The following is an 18,310-nucleotide window of genomic DNA, read 5'->3' on the forward strand; positions in this document are numbered from 1 at the left end:
ATTTATTTCAATAAAATAGGCCAAATTAGAATAATGTGGTTCTATTTTTAAAGGAATTAGAACTTTCTACAAAGAAAAATAAAAAAATATATTTGAAAATAGATTATTATGCATAAAAAAGGGGGAATGGTTATGTGTGCGATGCCAATTTATGTATATACGAATGTTTCTCATAGCGAAAAGATGTGGAAGGAAGTTTTCTCAACTTGTGAATTCACTTATTTTGAAGTACCTAAATCACCTTTAAAAGCTAATATAGCTCAAGTTGAAATACATTTTCAGTTATTTGAAATGTTGCGTAGAAAAGTGAAAGGATATCATTTTGCCCATTTTCAACTTGTCGAAAAGATCTCAATTGATCTATTTTTGGTTACTTCATTTGTATTATTAAAACACGAAAATGAAAACTATACGGAGAAAACGAAAACAGTCGTTCGCATTCAGTGTAGCAATCAAAAAAACAATGAAAAATATATGAAAACTAAGGAACCTTTTATGCAGTTTGTTGGTTATAATATATTAGGGGAAAAGCAAATGATGATCGACAATGTTGTTGGATGTGCATATAATGCTGGTGGATTTCCTTTACAGGCAATTCAAAAGTTAATTGGCAGAATTAAACAGAATGCCATTTCGCCGGTTAGAGGTGATTTTGTATGTCAGTAGAAGTGCCTGTTTTTGTAAGAGATGTAGCGAAACTAGAAAGACCAAGAGAGAGGTTGCTTCATTTTGGTGCAGACAATGTATCGAATCAAGAACTGATTTCTATTTTGCTAGGTTCGGGAACGAGGAAAGACTCAGTTTTGGAAATGTCTACAAAGTTATTAAATCGATTTGAGACATTGGCAAATCTAAAAAATGCAACAATTGAAGAATTAAAATCGATTGATGGAATTGGCGAGATTAAAGCGATTCACCTCCTTGCTGCATTTGAGTTAGGCAAGAGGGCGAGTTTACCAAATCGTATTGAGAGAACGGTAGTGAAACATCCAGATGATGCGGCAGAATTTTTGATGCCTGATATGGCTCAGTTATTACAAGAGCATTTTGCGGTATTATTCCTTAATGTGAAAAATGAAATCATACATAAGCAGACCATATTCATAGGTAGCTTAAATGCGAGCATAGTTCACCCAAGAGAAATCTTTCGTGAAGCGGTCAAAAGATCAGCTGCATCCATTATTTGTGCACACAATCATCCTTCAGGAAATCCCACTCCAAGCCCTGAAGATATAGAAGTTACAAAACGCATAGCGGAAGCCGGATTGATTATAGGAATAGACTTATTAGATCATATTATTATCGGGGATCATAAATATATCAGTATGAAAGGAAAAGGTTTCTTCTAATACTGTAATTTTTCACATTTTTCCGTTATAATAAAACGTATGATTTTATGACAGCTAGTTTATATTACAACGGCTAAGGAAAGGAAGAAATTAAAGTGTTCGGATTAGGTGGAAAAGATGTCGGTATTGACCTTGGTACAGCAAATACGCTTGTATTTATTAAAGGAAAAGGGATTGTTTTACGCGAACCATCAGTAGTAGCGAAAAACACTCAAACAAACACTACAGTTGCTGTAGGTAACGAAGCAAAAAATATGATTGGTCGTACTCCAGGTTCAATCGTTGCAATTCGTCCAATGAAAGATGGCGTAATCGCTGATTTTGATATTACTACGACGATGATTAAACATTATTTACAAAATGCATTGAAAGCAGCCGGTAGCTCTTTCAAAAAACCAAATGTAATGGTATGTGTACCTTACGGAATTACTTCAGTAGAAAAACGCGCAGTAATTGATGCTGCTCGTCAAGCTGGCGCTCGTGAAGCATTCGTAATTGAAGAACCTTTCGCAGCTGCAATTGGCTCAAACTTACCGGTTTGGGAACCAACAGGTAGTATGGTAGTTGATATCGGTGGCGGTACAACTGAAGTAGCGGTTATTTCTTTAGGTGGTATCGTAACAAGTGAATCAGTACGTGTCGCAGGTGACGCAATGGATCACGCAATTATCGCTTATATCCGCAAAGCTTATAACTTAACAATTGGTGAACGTACTTCTGAGTCAATCAAAATGGAAATCGGTTCAGCAACAAGTTCACCAGATGAAGAGCAAAAAATGGAAATCCGTGGTCGTGACCTAGTTACAGGTTTACCGAAAACGATTGAAATTTCTTCAATTGAAATTGCAGATTCATTACGTGAGTCAATCTCTGCAATTATCGATGGCGTTAAGAAAACGTTAGAACAAACTCCTCCAGAATTATCTGCAGATGTTATGGAACGCGGAATTGTTTTAACAGGTGGCGGAGCATTACTACGTAACTTAGATAAAGTTATTAGTGACGAAACGAACATGCCTGTATTTATCGCAGAAAATCCATTAGATTGTGTAGCAATCGGTACTGGTATGTCATTAGACCATATCGATGTAATGAAACAACACCAAACAATTTAAGGGGGAATAGGCAATGCCACATTTTTTATCGAATAAACGATTACTTATGCTGCTCGTCGGCGTCATTTTGTTAGTGGCATTGATCAGTTTTACCTTGAGCGATCGTCAAAAGGTATCATTCCCTGAACAAGTTATTAAAGATACAGTCGGCTTAGGACAGAGTTTTGTCGCGAAGCCGGCTGGTTATGTTACAGGGCTAATAAATAGCGTAGATGATTTATTAAACACTTATGAAGAGAATAAACGACTTAAATCACGTTTAGAAGAGTACGGTTCACTGCAAGCGCAGGTTAATGAGCTGGAAACCGAAAATAAAGGTCTTCAAAAATTAGTAGATAAAAAATCCGATTTACGTGCATACAATCCAATTCAGTCGAATGTAATCGCTCGTAATCCTGATCAATGGGAAGAGAAATTAATTTTGGATACGGGTGCTAAAGATGGCGTAAAAGTAAATATGGCTGTTCTTACATCTGAAGGTTTAGTCGGTAAAATCGTGCAAACGACACCGTACACATCCGAAGTTGAACTTCTTTCTACGAATAATACAAATTATCGAGTATCTGCAACTGTCTCAAGTAAAGGTAAGACTGCAAGAGGTTTAGTGGAAGGGTTCGATGCTAAACGTGGAGAACTAATGCTAAAACGTATCGACTCTAAAATTAAATTGAAAAAAGGTGACAAGGTTACTACTTCCGGCTTAGGAGGTATTTTCCCTAAAGGCGTGTTAATTGGTGAAGTAACAAAAGTATCTACGGATGACTTTGGACTTACGAAATTAGCATATGTAAAACCTGCAGCAGATTTCCAAATGCTGGATCATGTTGTGATTGCCAAGCGTCAAGCAACACAAATTGACGGTTCGGATGGTAATTCTTCAAATAAGGACTTAACTTCACAAGGAGCTGAGTAATTATGGCGAAGTATTTAATTCCTGCTGTGGCAGTTTTACTATTTTTTCTAGAAACAGAATTCTCACTGTTCTCTCCAATTGATTTTCAAGGGGAGAGAGCATATTTAGTACCTCGCTTCCTAATTTTATATTTAATATTCTTGTCAATTTACTATGATCGTAAGAAAGCAATGTGGTATGGGCTAGTGTTCGGTTTACTTTATGATATTTTCTACATAGATATCATTGGACTTTATACATTCCTTTATCCATTTATTTGTTTTATTGCTGGTTCTACAGTAAAATATATACATCAGCATCTTGTGGTAACAACAACTTTGTCTTTACTTCTTGTAGCACTTCTAGAAATCGTGTTACATCAGTTCTTTTTACTCATCCAATTTACTGATTTATCTTTCACAGAATTTTTAAATCACAGATTAGTTCCAACTATGATTGCCAATTCTATCTATTTAATAATGCTTGGATGGACTTTCAAGTATTTGTTAAAAGCTAGGGTTTTAGAAAAGGCGAATCAATCAATACTTTAGATGAAAAGCGGAGGTGGAATTTTTGATAACGAAACAGCTAGTCTACTTGAAAGGTGCAAAAGAAGGACTGATTTTGCATCTTGATGATCAATGTGGCTATGATGAACTGATTCATGCAATACAGAATCGGTTTATGGAAGGTCATATAGATGAACAGGTAGAAATTCAAATTTCTACTGGTAATCGCTACTGCACGAATGCCCAAATGACTGAAATCTTAAATGAAGTTGAAAAAGCATTAAAAGTACGTGTGTCAAAAGTGAGAAGTGATGTAGTCACGATTGAAGAATTAAACCAGCGCTTAAGCGAAAGTCAATCATCTACATATATCGGTATTGTTCGCTCTGGACAAATGGTTGAAGCAACCGGGGATCTTATTGTTATTGGTGATGTTAATCCTAATGCAAGGGTTCAGGCTGGTGGAAGTATTTATGTTTTAGGAAAACTAAAAGGTATGGCTCACGCCGGAAAAGATGGCGATAGTAATGCAGTTATTGGGGCATCGTTTTTATCAGCTACTCATCTATCGATTGGGGAAGTTCGAGAGACGATGACAAACGAAAGAAAAGAATTGTCAGAAATGCCAGAGATGAGTTGTGCATATTTGAATGACGAAGGTGATATTTCGGTTAAGCGTCTTCAAGAAATTCGCATTATTAGACCGGAGTTAGCTACGTTTAAGGGAGGAAGCTAATGTGGGAGAAGCTATTGTAATTACTTCCGGAAAAGGTGGAGTTGGTAAAACAACTACTACTGCCAATTTAGGTACTGCATTGGCACTACAAGGAAAAAAGGTTTGTTTGATTGATACGGATATCGGTTTACGTAACTTAGATGTTATATTGGGGCTAGAAAACCGCATCATTTATGATTTAGTTGATACACTTGAAGGACGTTGTAAAGTTCATCAAGCACTTGTAAAAGACAAGCGTTTTGAAGATTTACTGTTTTTATTACCAGCAGCACAAACTGCCGATAAAAATGCAGTAAGTCCTCATCAAATGAAAGAACTTGTTGATGGACTGAAGGGTGAGTTTGATTATGTATTAATTGACTGTCCTGCAGGAATTGAACAAGGTTATCGTAATGCTGTCGCAGGGGCAGATAAAGCGATTGTTGTCACTACACCTGAAATTTCAGCTGTGCGTGACGCAGACCGTATTATCGGACTTTTAGAACAGGAAGCGATTGAATCACCTAAGTTGATTATTAATCGTATTCGTACGCAGTTAATGGATCGCGGTGAGACTTTAGATATTAATGAGATTACGACTCACTTATCTTTGGATTTACTAGGAATCATTCCGGATGATGATTTAGTTATTACTTCATCAAACAAAGGTGAACCAATCGTAATGGAGCCATCAACTCAAGTGGCGAAAGCTTATCGTAATATCGTACGTCGAATTATGGGTGAATCTGTTCCACTAATGTCTTTAGAGAAGCAAAAACCTAGCCTGTTTTCTAAATTCAAAGCTTTATTTTCTAAATAGCATATAAACCTTGAGCGAGATTCCGTTTTATTATGAAATGGAATCTCGCTCTTTCTTTCAATGTTGATGTAAGTGAAAGCCCGATTTCGTTCATCCAACATTAGATGTTGAGCTGGAATTTAGAGTTAAAGTTATGACTTTATCCAACATCCGACAAAGTAGCACATGAAAATTTTTCGAATGACTAACAATTATTACAAAATAGCTTGACTCGACTTTCTATCTATGATAATATTTCATATGTTATGTAGCACCCGTGCTACAACCGCACTGACGAGGTTTTATGTAAGTATCTACTATGTAGATCACCTTTGAAGGCGAGTCTGAGTCTATTGAGGAGGTGCAGTTATGTACGCAATTATTGAAACAGGTGGTAAACAAATCAAAGTTGAAGCTGGCCAAGAAATCTACGTTGAGAAAATCAACGCTGAAGATGGTGAAGTAGTAACTTTTGACAAAGTTCTTTTCGTTGGTGGCGAAAACGTTAAAGTTGGAGCTCCATTAGTAGCTGGTGCAACAGTTACAGCTAAAGTTGAAAAACACGGTCGTCAAAAGAAAATCGTAGTTTTCAAACTTAAAGCTAAAAAGAACTACCGTCGTAAACAAGGTCATAGACAACCTTACACTAAACTAGTGGTAGAAGCTATCAACGCTTAATTATTGGTGAGGTGAAATGTTATGATTACAGTAGAAATTCATAGTAATGAAAATCGCGAATCATATGGCTTTCAAATTTCAGGGCACGCCTATTCAGGTGAACCTGGACGTGATTTAGTTTGTGCAGGTGCTTCTGCTATCGCTTTCGGTAGTGTGAATGCTATCGGTGAGCTAGTTAAGGTCACTCCGGGAATCGATCAAGGTGAAGAAGGCGGATTTTTATCTGTCACAATTAATCCGAGCGATTTAAGTCCTGAACAAAACGTAAGACTGCAAACAATTCTTCAAACGATGGTAACCCAGTTTTATACTATGGTTGCTAGTTATGGAGATTTTATCGAATTAAAATATAAAATGATGTAGGAGGTGCAACATTATGTTATTGAAATTAGACTTACAGTTCTTCGCATCTAAAAAAGGTGTAGGTTCTACAAAGAACGGTCGTGACTCTGAATCAAAACGTCTAGGCGCTAAACGTGCTGACGGTCAATTCGCTTCTGCTGGTTCAATTTTATACCGTCAACGCGGTACTAAAATCTATCCAGGTGAAAACGTTGGTCGTGGTGGCGATGATACTTTATTCGCTAAAGCGGACGGTATTGTTAAATTCGAACGCTTAGGACGCGATAAGAAAAAAGTTAGCGTGTACCCTGTAGCTAAAGAAGCTTAATTTTTTATTAAGTAGCTCAGATTACTACGTGCTTTTACACGAATACATCTAAGCATAAAAACGGGAATCGCGTCATGCGCGATTCTCGTTTTTCATTTCAATCATATGTAATCCTCGTTTTGACATCTCAACATTGGAAAATCGGAGTTTGCTCAAATTGCGGATCCCGATTTTTTTTCGGTTTTTAAAGAATTATTGAAGAAATATTGTTATACTAACTACAAGAACATCTCGTCAAAGGAGTGTTTACTTGTGACAGGACAGCCACTATCAGTAAATGAAGTGCTACGTTTTATGAATCATGATTTTTTGAATCAGTTACAATTGATTAAAACGAATTTAGCATTAGAGAATGTAGAAGAAGCAAATCATGTCGTAACGAATATATCTACTAAATGTAGTCAATTTTTTCAAATAAATGGATTGAATAGTGAACAACTTGTTGAATGGTTGCATACGTGTGAGTGGCGTTTTCCTTCAATTAATATTACAATGGAGAGCGATATTTCAGATAGCTCTCTAGTAGAATGGGATGTCCCATTAAGAGATTATTTGGAGAGTACGCTACAGCACGTTTGTGAATCTATTGATCCTATGATTGATCAATCATGTACTATACATGTGAATTCGAGTAAAAACAATTTGGTTATAGAAGTAGAATTGAACGGTAAATGGTGCTCGCCGCCATTCGAAACACCGATATACACAACGGATTTAGTTGTAACACATGAGCATTACTCAGATATACTGTGGCGTTATCGTGTCATAGGAAGTAAGGAGGGAAAGTAAATTATGTTTGTCGATCACGTAAAGATTTACGTTAAAGGTGGAGACGGTGGCGATGGTATGGTCGCGTTCCGTCGCGAAAAATTTGTTCCAAACGGTGGCCCAGCAGGTGGTGACGGTGGTAACGGTGGAGACTTAGTGTTTAAAGTAGACGAAGGTTTACGTACACTTATGGATTTCCGATTCAAACGTCATTTCAAAGCCGAGGCAGGTGAGAACGGAATGAGTAAGAACGCACACGGTAGAGGTTCAAAACCTACTGTAGTAAGCGTTCCACCAGGTACAGTAGTAACAGATGCAGAAAACGGTCGCGTAATTGCCGACTTAGTTGAGCATGGCCAAGAAGCGATTATCGCTAGAGGTGGCCGTGGTGGTCGTGGTAACTCACGTTTCGCTACACCATCAAATCCAGCGCCAGAACTTTCTGAAAAAGGCGAGCCAGGTCAGGAGCTTAATGTTATATTAGAGTTAAAGGTATTAGCGGATGTAGGTTTAGTTGGATTCCCAAGTGTTGGTAAATCAACTTTACTATCTGTAGTATCTTCTGCAAAACCTAAAATCGGTGCTTACCACTTTACAACAATTGTTCCTAACTTAGGAATGGTACAAGTGGCAGATGGTAAGTCATTCGCTATGGCAGATTTACCAGGATTAATTGAAGGAGCATCTGAAGGAGTGGGTCTTGGCCATCAATTCTTACGTCATATCGAGCGTACACGTGTAATCGTGCATGTAATTGATATGTCAGCTATGGAAGGTCGCGACCCTTACGAGGATTACCTAACGATTAACCGAGAATTAGAGCAATATAACTTACGCTTAACTGAACGTCCACAAATCATTGTAGCTAACAAAATGGATATGCCTGAAGCTGAAGCGAACCTAGAAGAATTTAAGAAGAAATTTGATGATGATGTAAAAATCTTTGCAATTTCTGCTTTCTCTCGTCAAGGTTTACAAGAATTATTATATGCGATTGATGAATTACTAGAAGTTACACCTGAGTTCTTATTGTACGATGAAGAAGAGGAAGAATCTGACGCAACAGTACTTTATAAACATGAAATTAAAGGTCCAGACTTTATCGTAACTCGTGATGAAGATGGTGCATTCGTCTTAAGTGGCGACACAATCGAACGTCTATTCAAGATGACTGACTTCAGTCGTGAAGAATCAATCCGTCGTTTCGCGCGTCAAATGCGTGGTATGGGTGTTGATGACTCACTACGTGAACAAGGTGCTGAAAGTGGCGACGTCGTTCGCATACTGAAATTCGAATTTGAATTTGTAGAATAACGATTTGGGGGGAAATAGATGAAAAATGTAGCGGATCAAAGATATTTTTTAGTTCGTGAGGATGTTTTAACAGATGCAATGCACAAAACCCTAGAAGCAAAGCATTTACTACAAACTGGAACAGTGTCATCAATTTGGGATGCTGTGAAGCAAGTAGATTTATCTAGGAGTGCTTTTTATAAGTATCGAGATGCTGTTTTCCCCTTTCACTCTATTGTTCAGGAACGCATTTTAACTGTGTTCCTGCAATTAGAGGATCGTAAAGGTACATTAGCAAAATTATTATCTACAGTAACTGATACACACTGTAATGTACTAACTATTCATCAAACAATTCCAATTCAAGGTAGAGCCAATGTAACGTTATCCTTAGATGTTACTGCAATGGATGTTGATTTAGACGATTTGATTCAAAGTTTGAAAAAACTTGATTTCGTTGAATCAGCTGAAGTGATCAGTTCAGGAGCATTATAAGGGGAGGGCTTTGAATTGGCAAAGAAAGAATGGGAAAAAAGAATCGCTTTTTTAGGTCCTGAAGGTACATTTACAGAATTGGCTACAAAAGAGTTGTTTCCAAACGATTGGACAATTCCTTTTAAATCGATTCCAGAGTGTATTGAAGCGGTTGATGCAGGTCAGGTAGATTTAGCTGTTGTACCTGTTGAAAACGCGTTAGAAGGCTCTGTGCCACTAACTATTGACTATTTGTTTCATGAGGCTGATTTATTTATTTCTGCGGAAGTATTAACACCGATTGAACAAAATTTAATGGTACATAAAAATAACGTAGAAAAATATGAAGAAATTGAAAGTGTTTATTCGCATCCTCATGCGCTCGCTCAATGTCATAAATATTTATATTACCATTTTAAATCTGTACCATTGAGTCAATCTTCATCAACAGCGGCAGCAGCTCAATTTGTTGCTGAGAACCCAGAACTTTGCGTAGCAGCAATTGCCAATGTAGCGGCAGCAGAACAATATGATTTACAAATTGTGCAAAAGAATATTCACGATTTCCATTTCAATCATACGCGTTTCTTCGTTTTATCTAAGCGAAATGACCGAATCGAAAGAGATGAAGACAAGCAGCAAATTAAGACGACATTGATGATTAAATTACCGAGCGATCGCTCAGGTGCTTTACATCAAGTGTTATCGGTTTTTGCTTGGCGTCAAATCAACCTTAGTAAAATCGAATCCCGTCCACTTAAGACAGGATTGGGCGATTATTTCTTCATCGTTGAGCTATTAGAGGACGAAAATGCGCCTCTAATGCGAGGAGCGATGGAAGAATTACGCACACTAGGGTGTTCTGTGAAGTCGCTCGGAAGTTACTACACATATCACCAAAAATAGAGTTATGAAAGAGCCATTCGAATTCACTTTGGATTTGAATGGCTTTTTTGCATATGAAAAAAGTGACTCCTAATTTAGGAATCACTCATTATGATTTAATAAATAGCCTTTTTCACGAAGCATTGCTTCAGCAGCATCTAATTTTTCTTCAGAATCAGCTGAAATTACGTGTAAATGCGCGCCTTCTGTAAGATTCATCAGTAAATTCGCTTCAGTTTGTTGGATTTTTTGAATAAATTGTTGTACGTCATAACGGCTGGATACCATGATCGAAGCAGTTAAATCGCCATAAACAGGATGTTCGACCGAAACGTTTTTAACGGTTACGCCTGCATCGACAAGAATATTCATCTCGTCCTCGGCTTCACTATTTGTATGGAAGCTCGCAATTTCACGTTCAAAAAGAATATGTTCTTTATTATCTAATAAGTATAAATAACCTTGGCTTGTCGCGATGATTGGCTCATTCTTTGCTTTCAGTAGCGCCATATCATTGACGATCACTTGTCGTGATACATTGGAACGTTTTGCGAGTTCTGTACCTGTAATCGCCTTATGCTCCGTTTTTAAAATAGCTAATATAGCTTGGCGACGTTCTTCACCTAATAATTTCTTCAATGATTTCACCTCTATATGAATAACAAATCTTTTCTAATAGTAACATGAAATAAAGTGTAATAGGTATGATTCCGTATTCGAATCTCAAAGTCCTTTATGTTATCATTATATTTATGGGAATATGTGTTTGTTTTTTTATAAATGGCGGATATGCTATAATATTAAAGCTTTTAAAAGGAGAGAATATTCATGTACGATTACATAAAAGGTCCGATAACTCGTATTACACCAGAGTTTATCGTCATCGAAATTCAAGGGATTGGGTGGCAATTGAACACGCCAAATCCTTATTTATTCACAATTTCAGATGATTCTGTCCAAGTATTTACACATCTAAGCGTGAGAGAAGATGCACAAGTATTATTCGGTTTCAAATCATTAGAGCAACGCGAGCTTTTTAGAAAACTGATTCAAGTATCAGGTATTGGTCCAAAAGGGGCGCTTGCGATTTTAGCGAGTGGCAATCCAAGTCACGTCATCGCTGCAATTGAACAAGAAGATGAAGCTTTCCTTGTGAAATTCCCTGGTGTTGGGAAGAAAACAGCAAGACAGATGATTCTCGATCTAAAAGGGAAGTTAGATGCATTGCTAGAAAATGTCGAATTACCGAGTACGGATGAGGAATTACCATTATTCGGCGTTAATCCGAATAAACATGAGCTTGAAGAAGCGATGTTAGCGTTAACAGCATTAGGCTATTCTGAAAGAGAATTGGCAAAAGTGAAGCCTAAACTTGATGAAGATGAACATCTAACAACGACGGAAGCTTACATGAAAGAAGCATTAAAAATATTATTGAAACAACAATAGGAGGTGTGGTAAATGGAGGATCGTGTCGTATCTGGAGAATCGACATCAGTAGATGAACAGATGGAGCTTTCATTAAGACCGCAAACATTAGATTCCTATATTGGCCAACATAAAGTGAAAGAGAATTTACGTATTTTTATCGAAGCGGCAAAAATGCGTGAGGAATCTTTAGATCATGTGTTACTTTATGGTCCACCAGGGCTAGGAAAAACAACGCTTGCTGCTGTTATTTCGACAGAGATGGGTGTTAATATTCGTATGACGAGTGGCCCAGCAATTGAGCGACCAGGTGATTTAGCTGCCATTTTAAGTTCACTAGAACCTGGAGATGTGCTATTTATTGATGAAATTCACCGACTACCACGAGCGATTGAGGAAGTTCTTTATCCAGCGATGGAAGATTTCTGCCTAGATATCGTCGTCGGGAAAGGTCCAACAGCTCGTTCTGTACGTCTTGATTTGCCACCTTTTACATTAGTTGGGGCAACAACAAGGTCTGGCGCATTATCAGCACCACTTCGAGACCGTTTTGGTGTATTATTAAGATTGGATTATTATGATGAACAGTCATTATCCGAAATTGTCACGAGAAGCGCTGATTTATTCGAAATCGAAATTGATGCTACGGCAGCCAATGAGATGGCGAGACGTTCTAGGGGAACACCTCGAATTGCCAACCGACTATTACGTCGTGTACGTGATTATGCGCAAGTAATTGGCGATGGTGACATTACATTGCAATTATCGCAAACTGCATTAGGGCTTCTACAAGTCGATCCACTAGGGTTAGATCATATCGACCGTAAATTAATCGAGAATATGATTGAACGCTTTAGAGGAGGTCCTGTGGGCTTAGATACAATCTCTGCAAGTATCGGGGAAGAATCTATGACCATCGAGGATGTATATGAACCTTATTTAATGCAAATTGGTTTCATCCAAAGAACGCCACGTGGACGCATTGTTTCAGCGCTTGCATATGAACATTTTGGATATGCATATCCATCAGAAACTTAAATAAAAGGAAGTAAAGTCATGAAATTAGAAGATTTTGATTATGAATTACCAGAGGAATTAATTGCACAAGTACCACTTGAAAATAGATCAGCAAGTCGCTTAATGGTTCTTGATAAAGAGACTGGGGAAGTCGAGCATCATCATTTCCCTCACATCGTCAATGAATTAGAAGCAGGCGATTGCTTAATTTTAAATGATACGCGTGTATTACCAGCCCGTTTAATCGGTTTAAAAGAGGAAACAGGCGCGCATATTGAAGTTTTATTAATTAAACAAACTTCAGGCGATGAGTGGGAAACACTTGTGAAGCCGGCGAAACGTATTAAAAAAGGCACAATCGTTACTTTTGGCGAAGGTCTTTTAAAAGCGGTTTGTACAGCTGAACTTGATCATGGTGGCCGTCAGTTCAAATTTGAATATGAAGGCATTTTCATTGAAATCCTAGAAAAATTAGGTACGATGCCATTACCACCTTATATCCATGAGAAATTGGATAATCAAGAACGCTACCAAACGGTTTATTCTCGTGAGTTAGGTTCTGCGGCAGCACCGACAGCTGGTTTGCATTTCACGGAAGAAATTCTTGAAGCAATCCGCGCAAAAGGTGTGCAAGTTGCATTCGTAACTTTACACGTTGGGATCGGTACATTCCGCCCTGTAAGTGTTGATACAATTGAAGAACATGATATGCATGCGGAATTTTATAACTTACCAGAAAGCACTGCGAAAATTATTAATGAGACGAAAGCAAATGGCGGCCGTGTAATCGCTGTCGGAACAACTTCGACACGTACATTGGAAACTGTTGCTCAAAATAATGATGGCCAAATCATTGCGGAATCAGGTTGGTCTAAAATTTTCATCTACCCTGGCTTTGAGTACAAAGCAATTGACGGTATGGTGACTAACTTCCACTTACCTAAATCATCTTTAGTCATGATGATTAGCGCGCTTGCAAGTCGTGAAAATATTTTAAATGCATATAAAACAGCTGTTGAAAACAAATACCGATTCTTCAGCTTTGGCGATGCGATGTTTATTCGCCCGAAAAAGAAAGGAAATTAATTTATGTCTGAACAACCAATTCGTTATGAACTAATCAAAACATGTAAGCAAACGGGTGCGCGTCTAGGAATCGTCCATACGCCACACGGTTCTTTTGAAACACCTGCATTTATGCCGGTAGGAACGCAAGCCACTGTTAAAACAATGGCTCCTGAAGAAATTAAAGCAATGGGCGCAGGTATTATTTTAAGTAACACTTATCATTTGTGGCTACGCCCAGGAAATGAGATTATTAAAGAAGCAGGCGGCCTTCACAAGTTTATGAACTGGGACCGCGCTATTTTAACGGATTCAGGTGGTTTCCAAGTATTCTCATTGAGCGATATGCGTAAAATTACTGAAGAAGGCGTTCATTTCCGTAACCATTTAAACGGTTCGAAAATGTTCCTTAGTCCAGAAAAAGCAATGGAGATCCAAAATGATCTAGGGTCAGATATTATGATGGCTTTCGACGAATGTCCGCCATTCCCAGCTACTTTCGAATATATGAAAGCTTCGGTTGAACGTACTTCACGTTGGGCTGAACGTTGTCTTGAAGCGCATGCGCGTCCACAAGATCAAGGTTTATTCGGAATCGTACAAGGTGGAGAGTTTGAAGAACTTCGTAAACAATCTGCAAAAGACTTAGTATCAATGGACTTCCCAGGTTATGCGATTGGTGGTTTATCAGTAGGTGAGCCGAAACCAATCATGAACCGCATGTTAGAATATACAACGCCACTATTACCAGACAATAAACCACGTTACCTGATGGGTGTAGGTTCTCCTGACTCATTAATTGATGGTTCGATTCGTGGGATCGATATGTTTGACTGTGTATTACCAACACGTATAGCACGTAATGGTACTTGTATGACGAGTCAAGGACGTGTCGTGCTGAAAAATGCGAAATTCGCAAAAGACTTCACGCCGATTGATCCAGAGTGCGATTGCTATACTTGTAAGAACTATACGAAGGCTTATATTCGCCACTTAATCAAGGCAGATGAAACTTTCGGTATTCGCTTAACTTCTACGCATAACTTACATTTCTTACAAAACCTTATGCGCCAAGTTCGACAAGCTATTCAAGAAGATCGTCTAGGCGATTTCCGTGAAGAATTTTTTGAGCAATACGGATTTAATAAACCGAATGCAAAAAACTTCTGATTCTTGTATAATTATTAAGAGAGATAGAAAGGGGGAGAAATAAATGGGAGTTTTAGGTAACTTTTTACCACTAGTGATTATTATTGCGTTAATGTACTTCATGTTAATCCGTCCAGCGTCTAAACAACGTAAAAAGACTTCAGAGATGCAATCAGCTCTAGGTCGTGGTAACAAAATCGTTACAATCGGTGGATTACACGCTACAATTGACTCAATTGACGATAAAACAGCGGTAGTAGTATTAGAAGATGGTACGAAAATGCGTTTTGAACGTGCTGCAATCGGTCGTGTTGTTGACGAATCAGAACCAGCAAACTGATCGTAAATGAAGGTCTATAGAATTTATTCTATGGGCTTTTTTTTTATGGACTTACATAGCGTTAAATCGCTTTTTTTAAAGAAATGTGGAATAATAAAGATAACCAACTTTAAAAAGGGGCGAGGACCGAATGCCAAAACGACATGAAAGACCTCAAAAAATGGCAGATAGTCAAACCTATACGAAACTATCAAAAACTGAGTATAGTATGCGAATCTTCGGTGCAAGCATTATCGTACTGTTAGCATTAGGTATGATTGCTTGGACAGTGAAAATCTTTTTATTTTAAGGAGTGTAGTGAATGGTCAATTTTGAGTCATTGTTTCGAGAAGTGCATAGTGTACTTCAGATGAAAACGAAGGATTTTGAAAATCAAGGCGTTCGTAACATCACAGAAGAAACTGTGTGGCAATACCTATTAGAAAAAAAGTGGAAAGATCATGATGAAGAAGATCTACGCATGTACAAAATCGTAAGTGATATTTTTAGTTTATCCAAGGATCAAATCGTCGTGTACCAGCAACAAGGCAAAGTAATTGATGACGCACCGATCATAGAACTTAATGCGGATGAAATTGCTGCATTACTAGAAGAATAAAAAAATTCTCCAGTTCATTTGACAGTTGTTGGGTACTGTCTCATAATATATTTGTTACAGAATAGCGATGACAAAGTGTCGTTATTCTATTATAGTTATAATATAATGGTAGTATATTACTGCATTTAAATGGCATTATGCGTTTTTAATGTTCAGGGAGGATTATTGAATGAAATTGAGAAGTCGAATCGTCGCCTTCTTCATCATTGTTGTCGCGCTACTTGCAACTGTAGGTACAACAACTGAAGGCGTCGTAAAGGACATTAATCTCGGCCTTGATTTACAAGGCGGTTTTGAAGTTCTTTATCAAGTAGAGCCGTTAAAAGGTGCTAAGCCATTAACGGACAAGGATATGGAAGCCACTGTAACGGCCATACAAGAGCGTGTAAACGTTTTGGGGGTTAGTGAGCCAAGTATTCAAATCGAAGGTGGGCACCGTATTCGTGTACAATTAGCGGGCGTCAAAGACCAAGATTCAGCACGTGAATTACTGTCTACACAAGCGAATCTAACTTTCCGCGACATGGATAATAAATTATTACTTGATGGTAGTGATTTAAAACAAGGTGGAGCGAGCGATGGCTTTGACGGGAACTCTGGTCAGCCAATCGTATCTTTAAAACTAAAAGATGCTAAGAAATTCGGTGAACTTACTACTGATTTAGCAAATCGTGGACCGGGTAAAAATCTAATGGTTATTTGGTTAGATTACCAAAAAGGTGACACATACGAAAAAGAAGCTGCAAAAGAGGCAGCTGGAGAAAAACCAAAATTCATTTCAGCAGCAACTGTTGAAAACCCAATCAATTCTGACAGCGTTCAAATTTCAGGTAATTTCACAGTTCAAGAAACGAAGGATCTAGCAGGTATATTAAATGCTGGTTCTTTACCTGTACAGTTAGATGAAATTTATTCAACATCTGTTGGTGCTCAATTCGGTCAAGAAGCGCTTAAATCGACTGTATTTGCAGCAATCATCGGTGTAATCGCAATCTTTGTCTTCATGTTATTCGTTTATCGTTTACCAGGACTTATTGCAATCATTACATTAACAGTATTCACATTCATTACACTTTGGATCTTCGGTATGATTAATGCAGTATTAACATTACCAGGGATTGCGGCACTTGTACTTGGTATAGGGATGGCAGTCGATGCCAACATCCTCATGTACGAGCGACTGAAAGAGGAAATTCGTGTAGGTAAAACTGTAAAACAAGCATTTAAAGAAGGGTCTAAAAATTCATTCTCAGCAATTTTCGATGCCAATATTACAACTTTACTTGCTGCAGCAATTTTATTCATCTTCGGTGTAAGTTCAGTTAAAGGTTTCGCAACTACATTAATCATTAGTATTCTTGTCAGCTTCCTAACAGCAGTTTGGGGAACTCGCGTATTACTTGGATTACTTGTACAAAGCGGATTCTTAGACAATAAGAAAACTTGGTTTGGTGTTAAAAAATCACGTATTCACAAAATTGAAGAAGGTATTGATACTTTAGACCTTAAAACAAAATTCGACCGATTGGACTTTGTTCACACACGTAAACGATTCTTCGTCGCATCAGGTGTATTCATTTTAGCTGGTTTAATCGTATTAGGCATCTTCAAATTAAACTTAGGAATCGACTTCTCAAGCGGTTCACGAGTAGAGTTACAATCAGAACAAAAATTAACGACGCAAGAAGTTAGTAAGTTTTTAGACAAGACAGGTTATCCATCTGAAAACATTACAATCAAAGGCGACAAGTCAAATCAAGCTTCAGTCGGTTACGTTACAGATTTAGGAAAAGATGATGTTAAAAAAATTAACGATGCTTCTGAAAAAGAATTCGGACATAAAGCATCAATTAGTTCTGTATCACCTCAAGTAGGTAAGGAAATTGCGAAGTCTGCAGTGTATGCATTATTAATTGCGGCACTGGGTATTATTATCTACGTGGCATTCCGTTTCGAATGGCGCATGGGTGTTGGGGCAATTGCGTCACTATTCCATGATGTATTCTTCATGGTAGGGATCTTCAGTTTATTCCGCTTAGAAGTGGATATGACATTCATTGCGGCTGTTCTGACGATTGTCGGTTATTCAATCAATGATACGATCGTTACATTTGACCGTATCCGAGAAAATCTACATCGTGTGAAAGTAGTCGAAAATGCCGATGATTTAGCGGAAATCGTCAATAAATCATTACGTCAAACACTTGGTCGTTCTGTGAACACGGTATTAACTGTAATTGTAGTAGTTGTCGCATTATTAATCTTCGGTGCTCCAGCAATTACGAACTTCTCAATTGCATTATTAATCGGTTTAATTACCGGTATGTATTCATCAATCTATATCGCTGCTCAAATTTGGTACGTATTAAAAGTACGCCAAATGAAGAAACAAGGCGGTAAAGTAAATGTAGATAAGAAAAAACGCGAATGGGGTTCAGACGAGCCACAGGTGTAAAAATTTCATAATCGGTTATATTAAATACTAGGCTACTTTTGTAGTCTAGTATTTTTTTATAAAAACAATTCCAATTTAGTGGGTATAATGATACAATCTGATAAAAGGTAT

23 protein-coding genes and 1 other annotated feature are annotated in these 18,310 nt (G+C 37.8%); of the genes, 22 read left to right on the forward strand and 1 reads right to left on the reverse strand.

Annotated features, from left to right (window positions below; all coding sequences use genetic code 11):
• The first annotated feature begins 141 nt into the window (after positions 1-141).
• The 14 genes from DF281_RS00290 to pheA all read left to right on the forward strand — a co-directional run bounded on the left by DF281_RS00290 (position 142) and on the right by pheA (position 10,168).
• Positions 142-666 (forward strand): Maf family protein, encoded by a 525-nt coding sequence (locus DF281_RS00290; protein ID WP_166636033.1) that lies wholly within the window; start codon positions 142-144, stop codon positions 664-666.
• Positions 657-1,349 carry a RadC family protein gene (radC, locus tag DF281_RS00295; RefSeq protein WP_109348256.1) on the forward strand — a complete coding sequence of 231 codons (693 nt, stop codon included), beginning with the start codon at positions 657-659 and terminating at the stop codon, positions 1,347-1,349. Before DF281_RS00290 ends, radC begins: the two co-directional genes overlap by 10 nt.
• A gap of 95 nt (positions 1,350-1,444) precedes the next feature.
• Positions 1,445-2,464, forward strand: coding sequence for a rod shape-determining protein (locus DF281_RS00300; RefSeq protein WP_109348257.1), 1,020 nt, complete (start codon positions 1,445-1,447; stop codon positions 2,462-2,464).
• Positions 2,465-2,477: 13 nt separating this feature from the next.
• Positions 2,478-3,377, forward strand: a complete 900-nt coding sequence (gene mreC, locus DF281_RS00305) for a rod shape-determining protein MreC (RefSeq protein ID WP_109348258.1) — start codon at positions 2,478-2,480, stop codon at positions 3,375-3,377.
• A 2-nt stretch (positions 3,378-3,379) separates the two neighbouring features.
• Entirely contained in the window at positions 3,380-3,907 is a 528-nt protein-coding gene (gene mreD, locus DF281_RS00310) for a rod shape-determining protein MreD (protein WP_109348259.1), read from the forward strand.
• 13 nt (positions 3,908-3,920) lie between these two features.
• Complete coding sequence (locus DF281_RS00315; protein WP_307725158.1) at positions 3,921-4,601, forward strand: septum site-determining protein MinC; 681 nt, start codon at positions 3,921-3,923, stop codon at positions 4,599-4,601.
• 1 nt (position 4,602) lies between these two features.
• Entirely contained in the window at positions 4,603-5,400 is a 798-nt protein-coding gene (minD, locus tag DF281_RS00320; RefSeq protein WP_109348261.1) for a septum site-determining protein MinD, read from the forward strand.
• Between the two features lie 253 nt (positions 5,401-5,653).
• Positions 5,654-5,735: a sequence feature (ribosomal protein L21 leader region), on the forward strand.
• Between the two features lie 13 nt (positions 5,736-5,748).
• Positions 5,749-6,057, forward strand: coding sequence for a 50S ribosomal protein L21 (gene rplU, locus DF281_RS00325; protein WP_109348262.1), 309 nt, complete (start codon positions 5,749-5,751; stop codon positions 6,055-6,057).
• A gap of 21 nt (positions 6,058-6,078) precedes the next feature.
• On the forward strand, positions 6,079-6,420 hold the full coding sequence (locus DF281_RS00330; RefSeq protein WP_109348263.1) for a ribosomal-processing cysteine protease Prp: 342 nt from the start codon (positions 6,079-6,081) through the stop codon (positions 6,418-6,420).
• Between the two features lie 13 nt (positions 6,421-6,433).
• On the forward strand, positions 6,434-6,727 hold the full coding sequence (gene rpmA, locus DF281_RS00335; RefSeq protein WP_109348264.1) for a 50S ribosomal protein L27: 294 nt from the start codon (positions 6,434-6,436) through the stop codon (positions 6,725-6,727).
• 252 nt (positions 6,728-6,979) lie between these two features.
• On the forward strand, positions 6,980-7,516 hold the full coding sequence (locus tag DF281_RS00340) for a Spo0B domain-containing protein (RefSeq protein ID WP_109348265.1): 537 nt from the start codon (positions 6,980-6,982) through the stop codon (positions 7,514-7,516).
• A gap of 3 nt (positions 7,517-7,519) precedes the next feature.
• Entirely contained in the window at positions 7,520-8,809 is a 1,290-nt protein-coding gene (obgE, locus tag DF281_RS00345) for a GTPase ObgE (protein WP_109348266.1), read from the forward strand.
• A gap of 18 nt (positions 8,810-8,827) precedes the next feature.
• Complete coding sequence (locus DF281_RS00350) at positions 8,828-9,283, forward strand: ACT domain-containing protein (protein ID WP_109348267.1); 456 nt, start codon at positions 8,828-8,830, stop codon at positions 9,281-9,283.
• Positions 9,284-9,298: 15 nt separating this feature from the next.
• Positions 9,299-10,168 carry a prephenate dehydratase gene (gene pheA, locus DF281_RS00355; RefSeq protein ID WP_109348268.1) on the forward strand — a complete coding sequence of 290 codons (870 nt, stop codon included), beginning with the start codon at positions 9,299-9,301 and terminating at the stop codon, positions 10,166-10,168.
• Positions 10,169-10,249: 81 nt separating this feature from the next.
• On the opposite strand, the gene DF281_RS00360 is transcribed toward pheA, so the two are convergent.
• Positions 10,250-10,795 (reverse strand): transcription repressor NadR, encoded by a 546-nt coding sequence (locus tag DF281_RS00360; RefSeq protein WP_109348269.1) that lies wholly within the window; start codon positions 10,793-10,795, stop codon positions 10,250-10,252.
• Positions 10,796-10,975: 180 nt separating this feature from the next.
• On the opposite strand from DF281_RS00360, the gene ruvA reads away from it, so the two are divergent.
• The 8 genes from ruvA to secDF all read left to right on the forward strand — a co-directional run bounded on the left by ruvA (position 10,976) and on the right by secDF (position 18,199).
• Entirely contained in the window at positions 10,976-11,596 is a 621-nt protein-coding gene (ruvA, locus tag DF281_RS00365) for a Holliday junction branch migration protein RuvA (RefSeq protein WP_109348270.1), read from the forward strand.
• A 12-nt stretch (positions 11,597-11,608) separates the two neighbouring features.
• The gene (gene ruvB, locus DF281_RS00370) at positions 11,609-12,613 is read left to right on the forward strand and encodes a Holliday junction branch migration DNA helicase RuvB (RefSeq protein ID WP_109348271.1); all 1,005 of its coding nucleotides are present in this window, start codon (positions 11,609-11,611) and stop codon (positions 12,611-12,613) included.
• An 18-nt stretch (positions 12,614-12,631) separates the two neighbouring features.
• A complete protein-coding gene (gene queA / locus DF281_RS00375) occupies positions 12,632-13,678 on the forward strand; it encodes a tRNA preQ1(34) S-adenosylmethionine ribosyltransferase-isomerase QueA (protein WP_109348272.1) in 1,047 nt (348 codons plus the stop codon).
• 3 nt (positions 13,679-13,681) lie between these two features.
• Entirely contained in the window at positions 13,682-14,827 is a 1,146-nt protein-coding gene (gene tgt / locus DF281_RS00380; RefSeq protein ID WP_109348273.1) for a tRNA guanosine(34) transglycosylase Tgt, read from the forward strand.
• Positions 14,828-14,870: 43 nt separating this feature from the next.
• Entirely contained in the window at positions 14,871-15,146 is a 276-nt protein-coding gene (gene yajC, locus DF281_RS00385) for a preprotein translocase subunit YajC (RefSeq protein WP_109348274.1), read from the forward strand.
• A 130-nt stretch (positions 15,147-15,276) separates the two neighbouring features.
• Positions 15,277-15,435, forward strand: a complete 159-nt coding sequence (locus tag DF281_RS14640; RefSeq protein ID WP_166636034.1) for a hypothetical protein — start codon at positions 15,277-15,279, stop codon at positions 15,433-15,435.
• A 12-nt stretch (positions 15,436-15,447) separates the two neighbouring features.
• Positions 15,448-15,744: a post-transcriptional regulator gene (locus DF281_RS00390; protein WP_109348275.1), complete on the forward strand. Its 297-nt coding sequence runs from the start codon at positions 15,448-15,450 to the stop codon at positions 15,742-15,744.
• Between the two features lie 169 nt (positions 15,745-15,913).
• Positions 15,914-18,199 (forward strand): protein translocase subunit SecDF, encoded by a 2,286-nt coding sequence (gene secDF, locus DF281_RS00395; RefSeq protein ID WP_109348276.1) that lies wholly within the window; start codon positions 15,914-15,916, stop codon positions 18,197-18,199.
• Positions 18,200-18,310 lie beyond the last annotated feature (111 nt).

This window comes from Kurthia zopfii (assembly GCF_003143955.1).
GTDB classification, from domain to species: domain Bacteria; phylum Bacillota; class Bacilli; order Bacillales_A; family Planococcaceae; genus Kurthia; species Kurthia zopfii.

Excerpts from the sequence above, each read along its gene's own strand:
- DF281_RS00290 (WP_166636033.1), top strand. The coding sequence starts at position 142 with ATGCCAATTTATGTATATACGAATGTTTCTCATAGCGAAAAGATGTGG.
- radC (WP_109348256.1), top strand. The coding sequence starts at position 657 with ATGTCAGTAGAAGTGCCTGTTTTTGTAAGAGATGTAGCGAAACTAGAA.
- mreC (WP_109348258.1), top strand. The coding sequence starts at position 2,478 with ATGCCACATTTTTTATCGAATAAACGATTACTTATGCTGCTCGTCGGC.
- mreD (WP_109348259.1), top strand. The coding sequence starts at position 3,380 with ATGGCGAAGTATTTAATTCCTGCTGTGGCAGTTTTACTATTTTTTCTA.
- rplU (WP_109348262.1), top strand. The coding sequence starts at position 5,749 with ATGTACGCAATTATTGAAACAGGTGGTAAACAAATCAAAGTTGAAGCT.
- DF281_RS00330 (WP_109348263.1), top strand. The coding sequence starts at position 6,079 with ATGATTACAGTAGAAATTCATAGTAATGAAAATCGCGAATCATATGGC.
- rpmA (WP_109348264.1), top strand. The coding sequence starts at position 6,434 with ATGTTATTGAAATTAGACTTACAGTTCTTCGCATCTAAAAAAGGTGTA.
- obgE (WP_109348266.1), top strand. The coding sequence starts at position 7,520 with ATGTTTGTCGATCACGTAAAGATTTACGTTAAAGGTGGAGACGGTGGC.
- DF281_RS00350 (WP_109348267.1), top strand. The coding sequence starts at position 8,828 with ATGAAAAATGTAGCGGATCAAAGATATTTTTTAGTTCGTGAGGATGTT.
- ruvA (WP_109348270.1), top strand. The coding sequence starts at position 10,976 with ATGTACGATTACATAAAAGGTCCGATAACTCGTATTACACCAGAGTTT.
- ruvB (WP_109348271.1), top strand. The coding sequence starts at position 11,609 with ATGGAGGATCGTGTCGTATCTGGAGAATCGACATCAGTAGATGAACAG.
- queA (WP_109348272.1), top strand. The coding sequence starts at position 12,632 with ATGAAATTAGAAGATTTTGATTATGAATTACCAGAGGAATTAATTGCA.
- tgt (WP_109348273.1), top strand. The coding sequence starts at position 13,682 with ATGTCTGAACAACCAATTCGTTATGAACTAATCAAAACATGTAAGCAA.
- yajC (WP_109348274.1), top strand. The coding sequence starts at position 14,871 with ATGGGAGTTTTAGGTAACTTTTTACCACTAGTGATTATTATTGCGTTA.
- DF281_RS14640 (WP_166636034.1), top strand. The coding sequence starts at position 15,277 with ATGCCAAAACGACATGAAAGACCTCAAAAAATGGCAGATAGTCAAACC.
- DF281_RS00390 (WP_109348275.1), top strand. The coding sequence starts at position 15,448 with ATGGTCAATTTTGAGTCATTGTTTCGAGAAGTGCATAGTGTACTTCAG.
- secDF (WP_109348276.1), top strand. The coding sequence starts at position 15,914 with ATGAAATTGAGAAGTCGAATCGTCGCCTTCTTCATCATTGTTGTCGCG.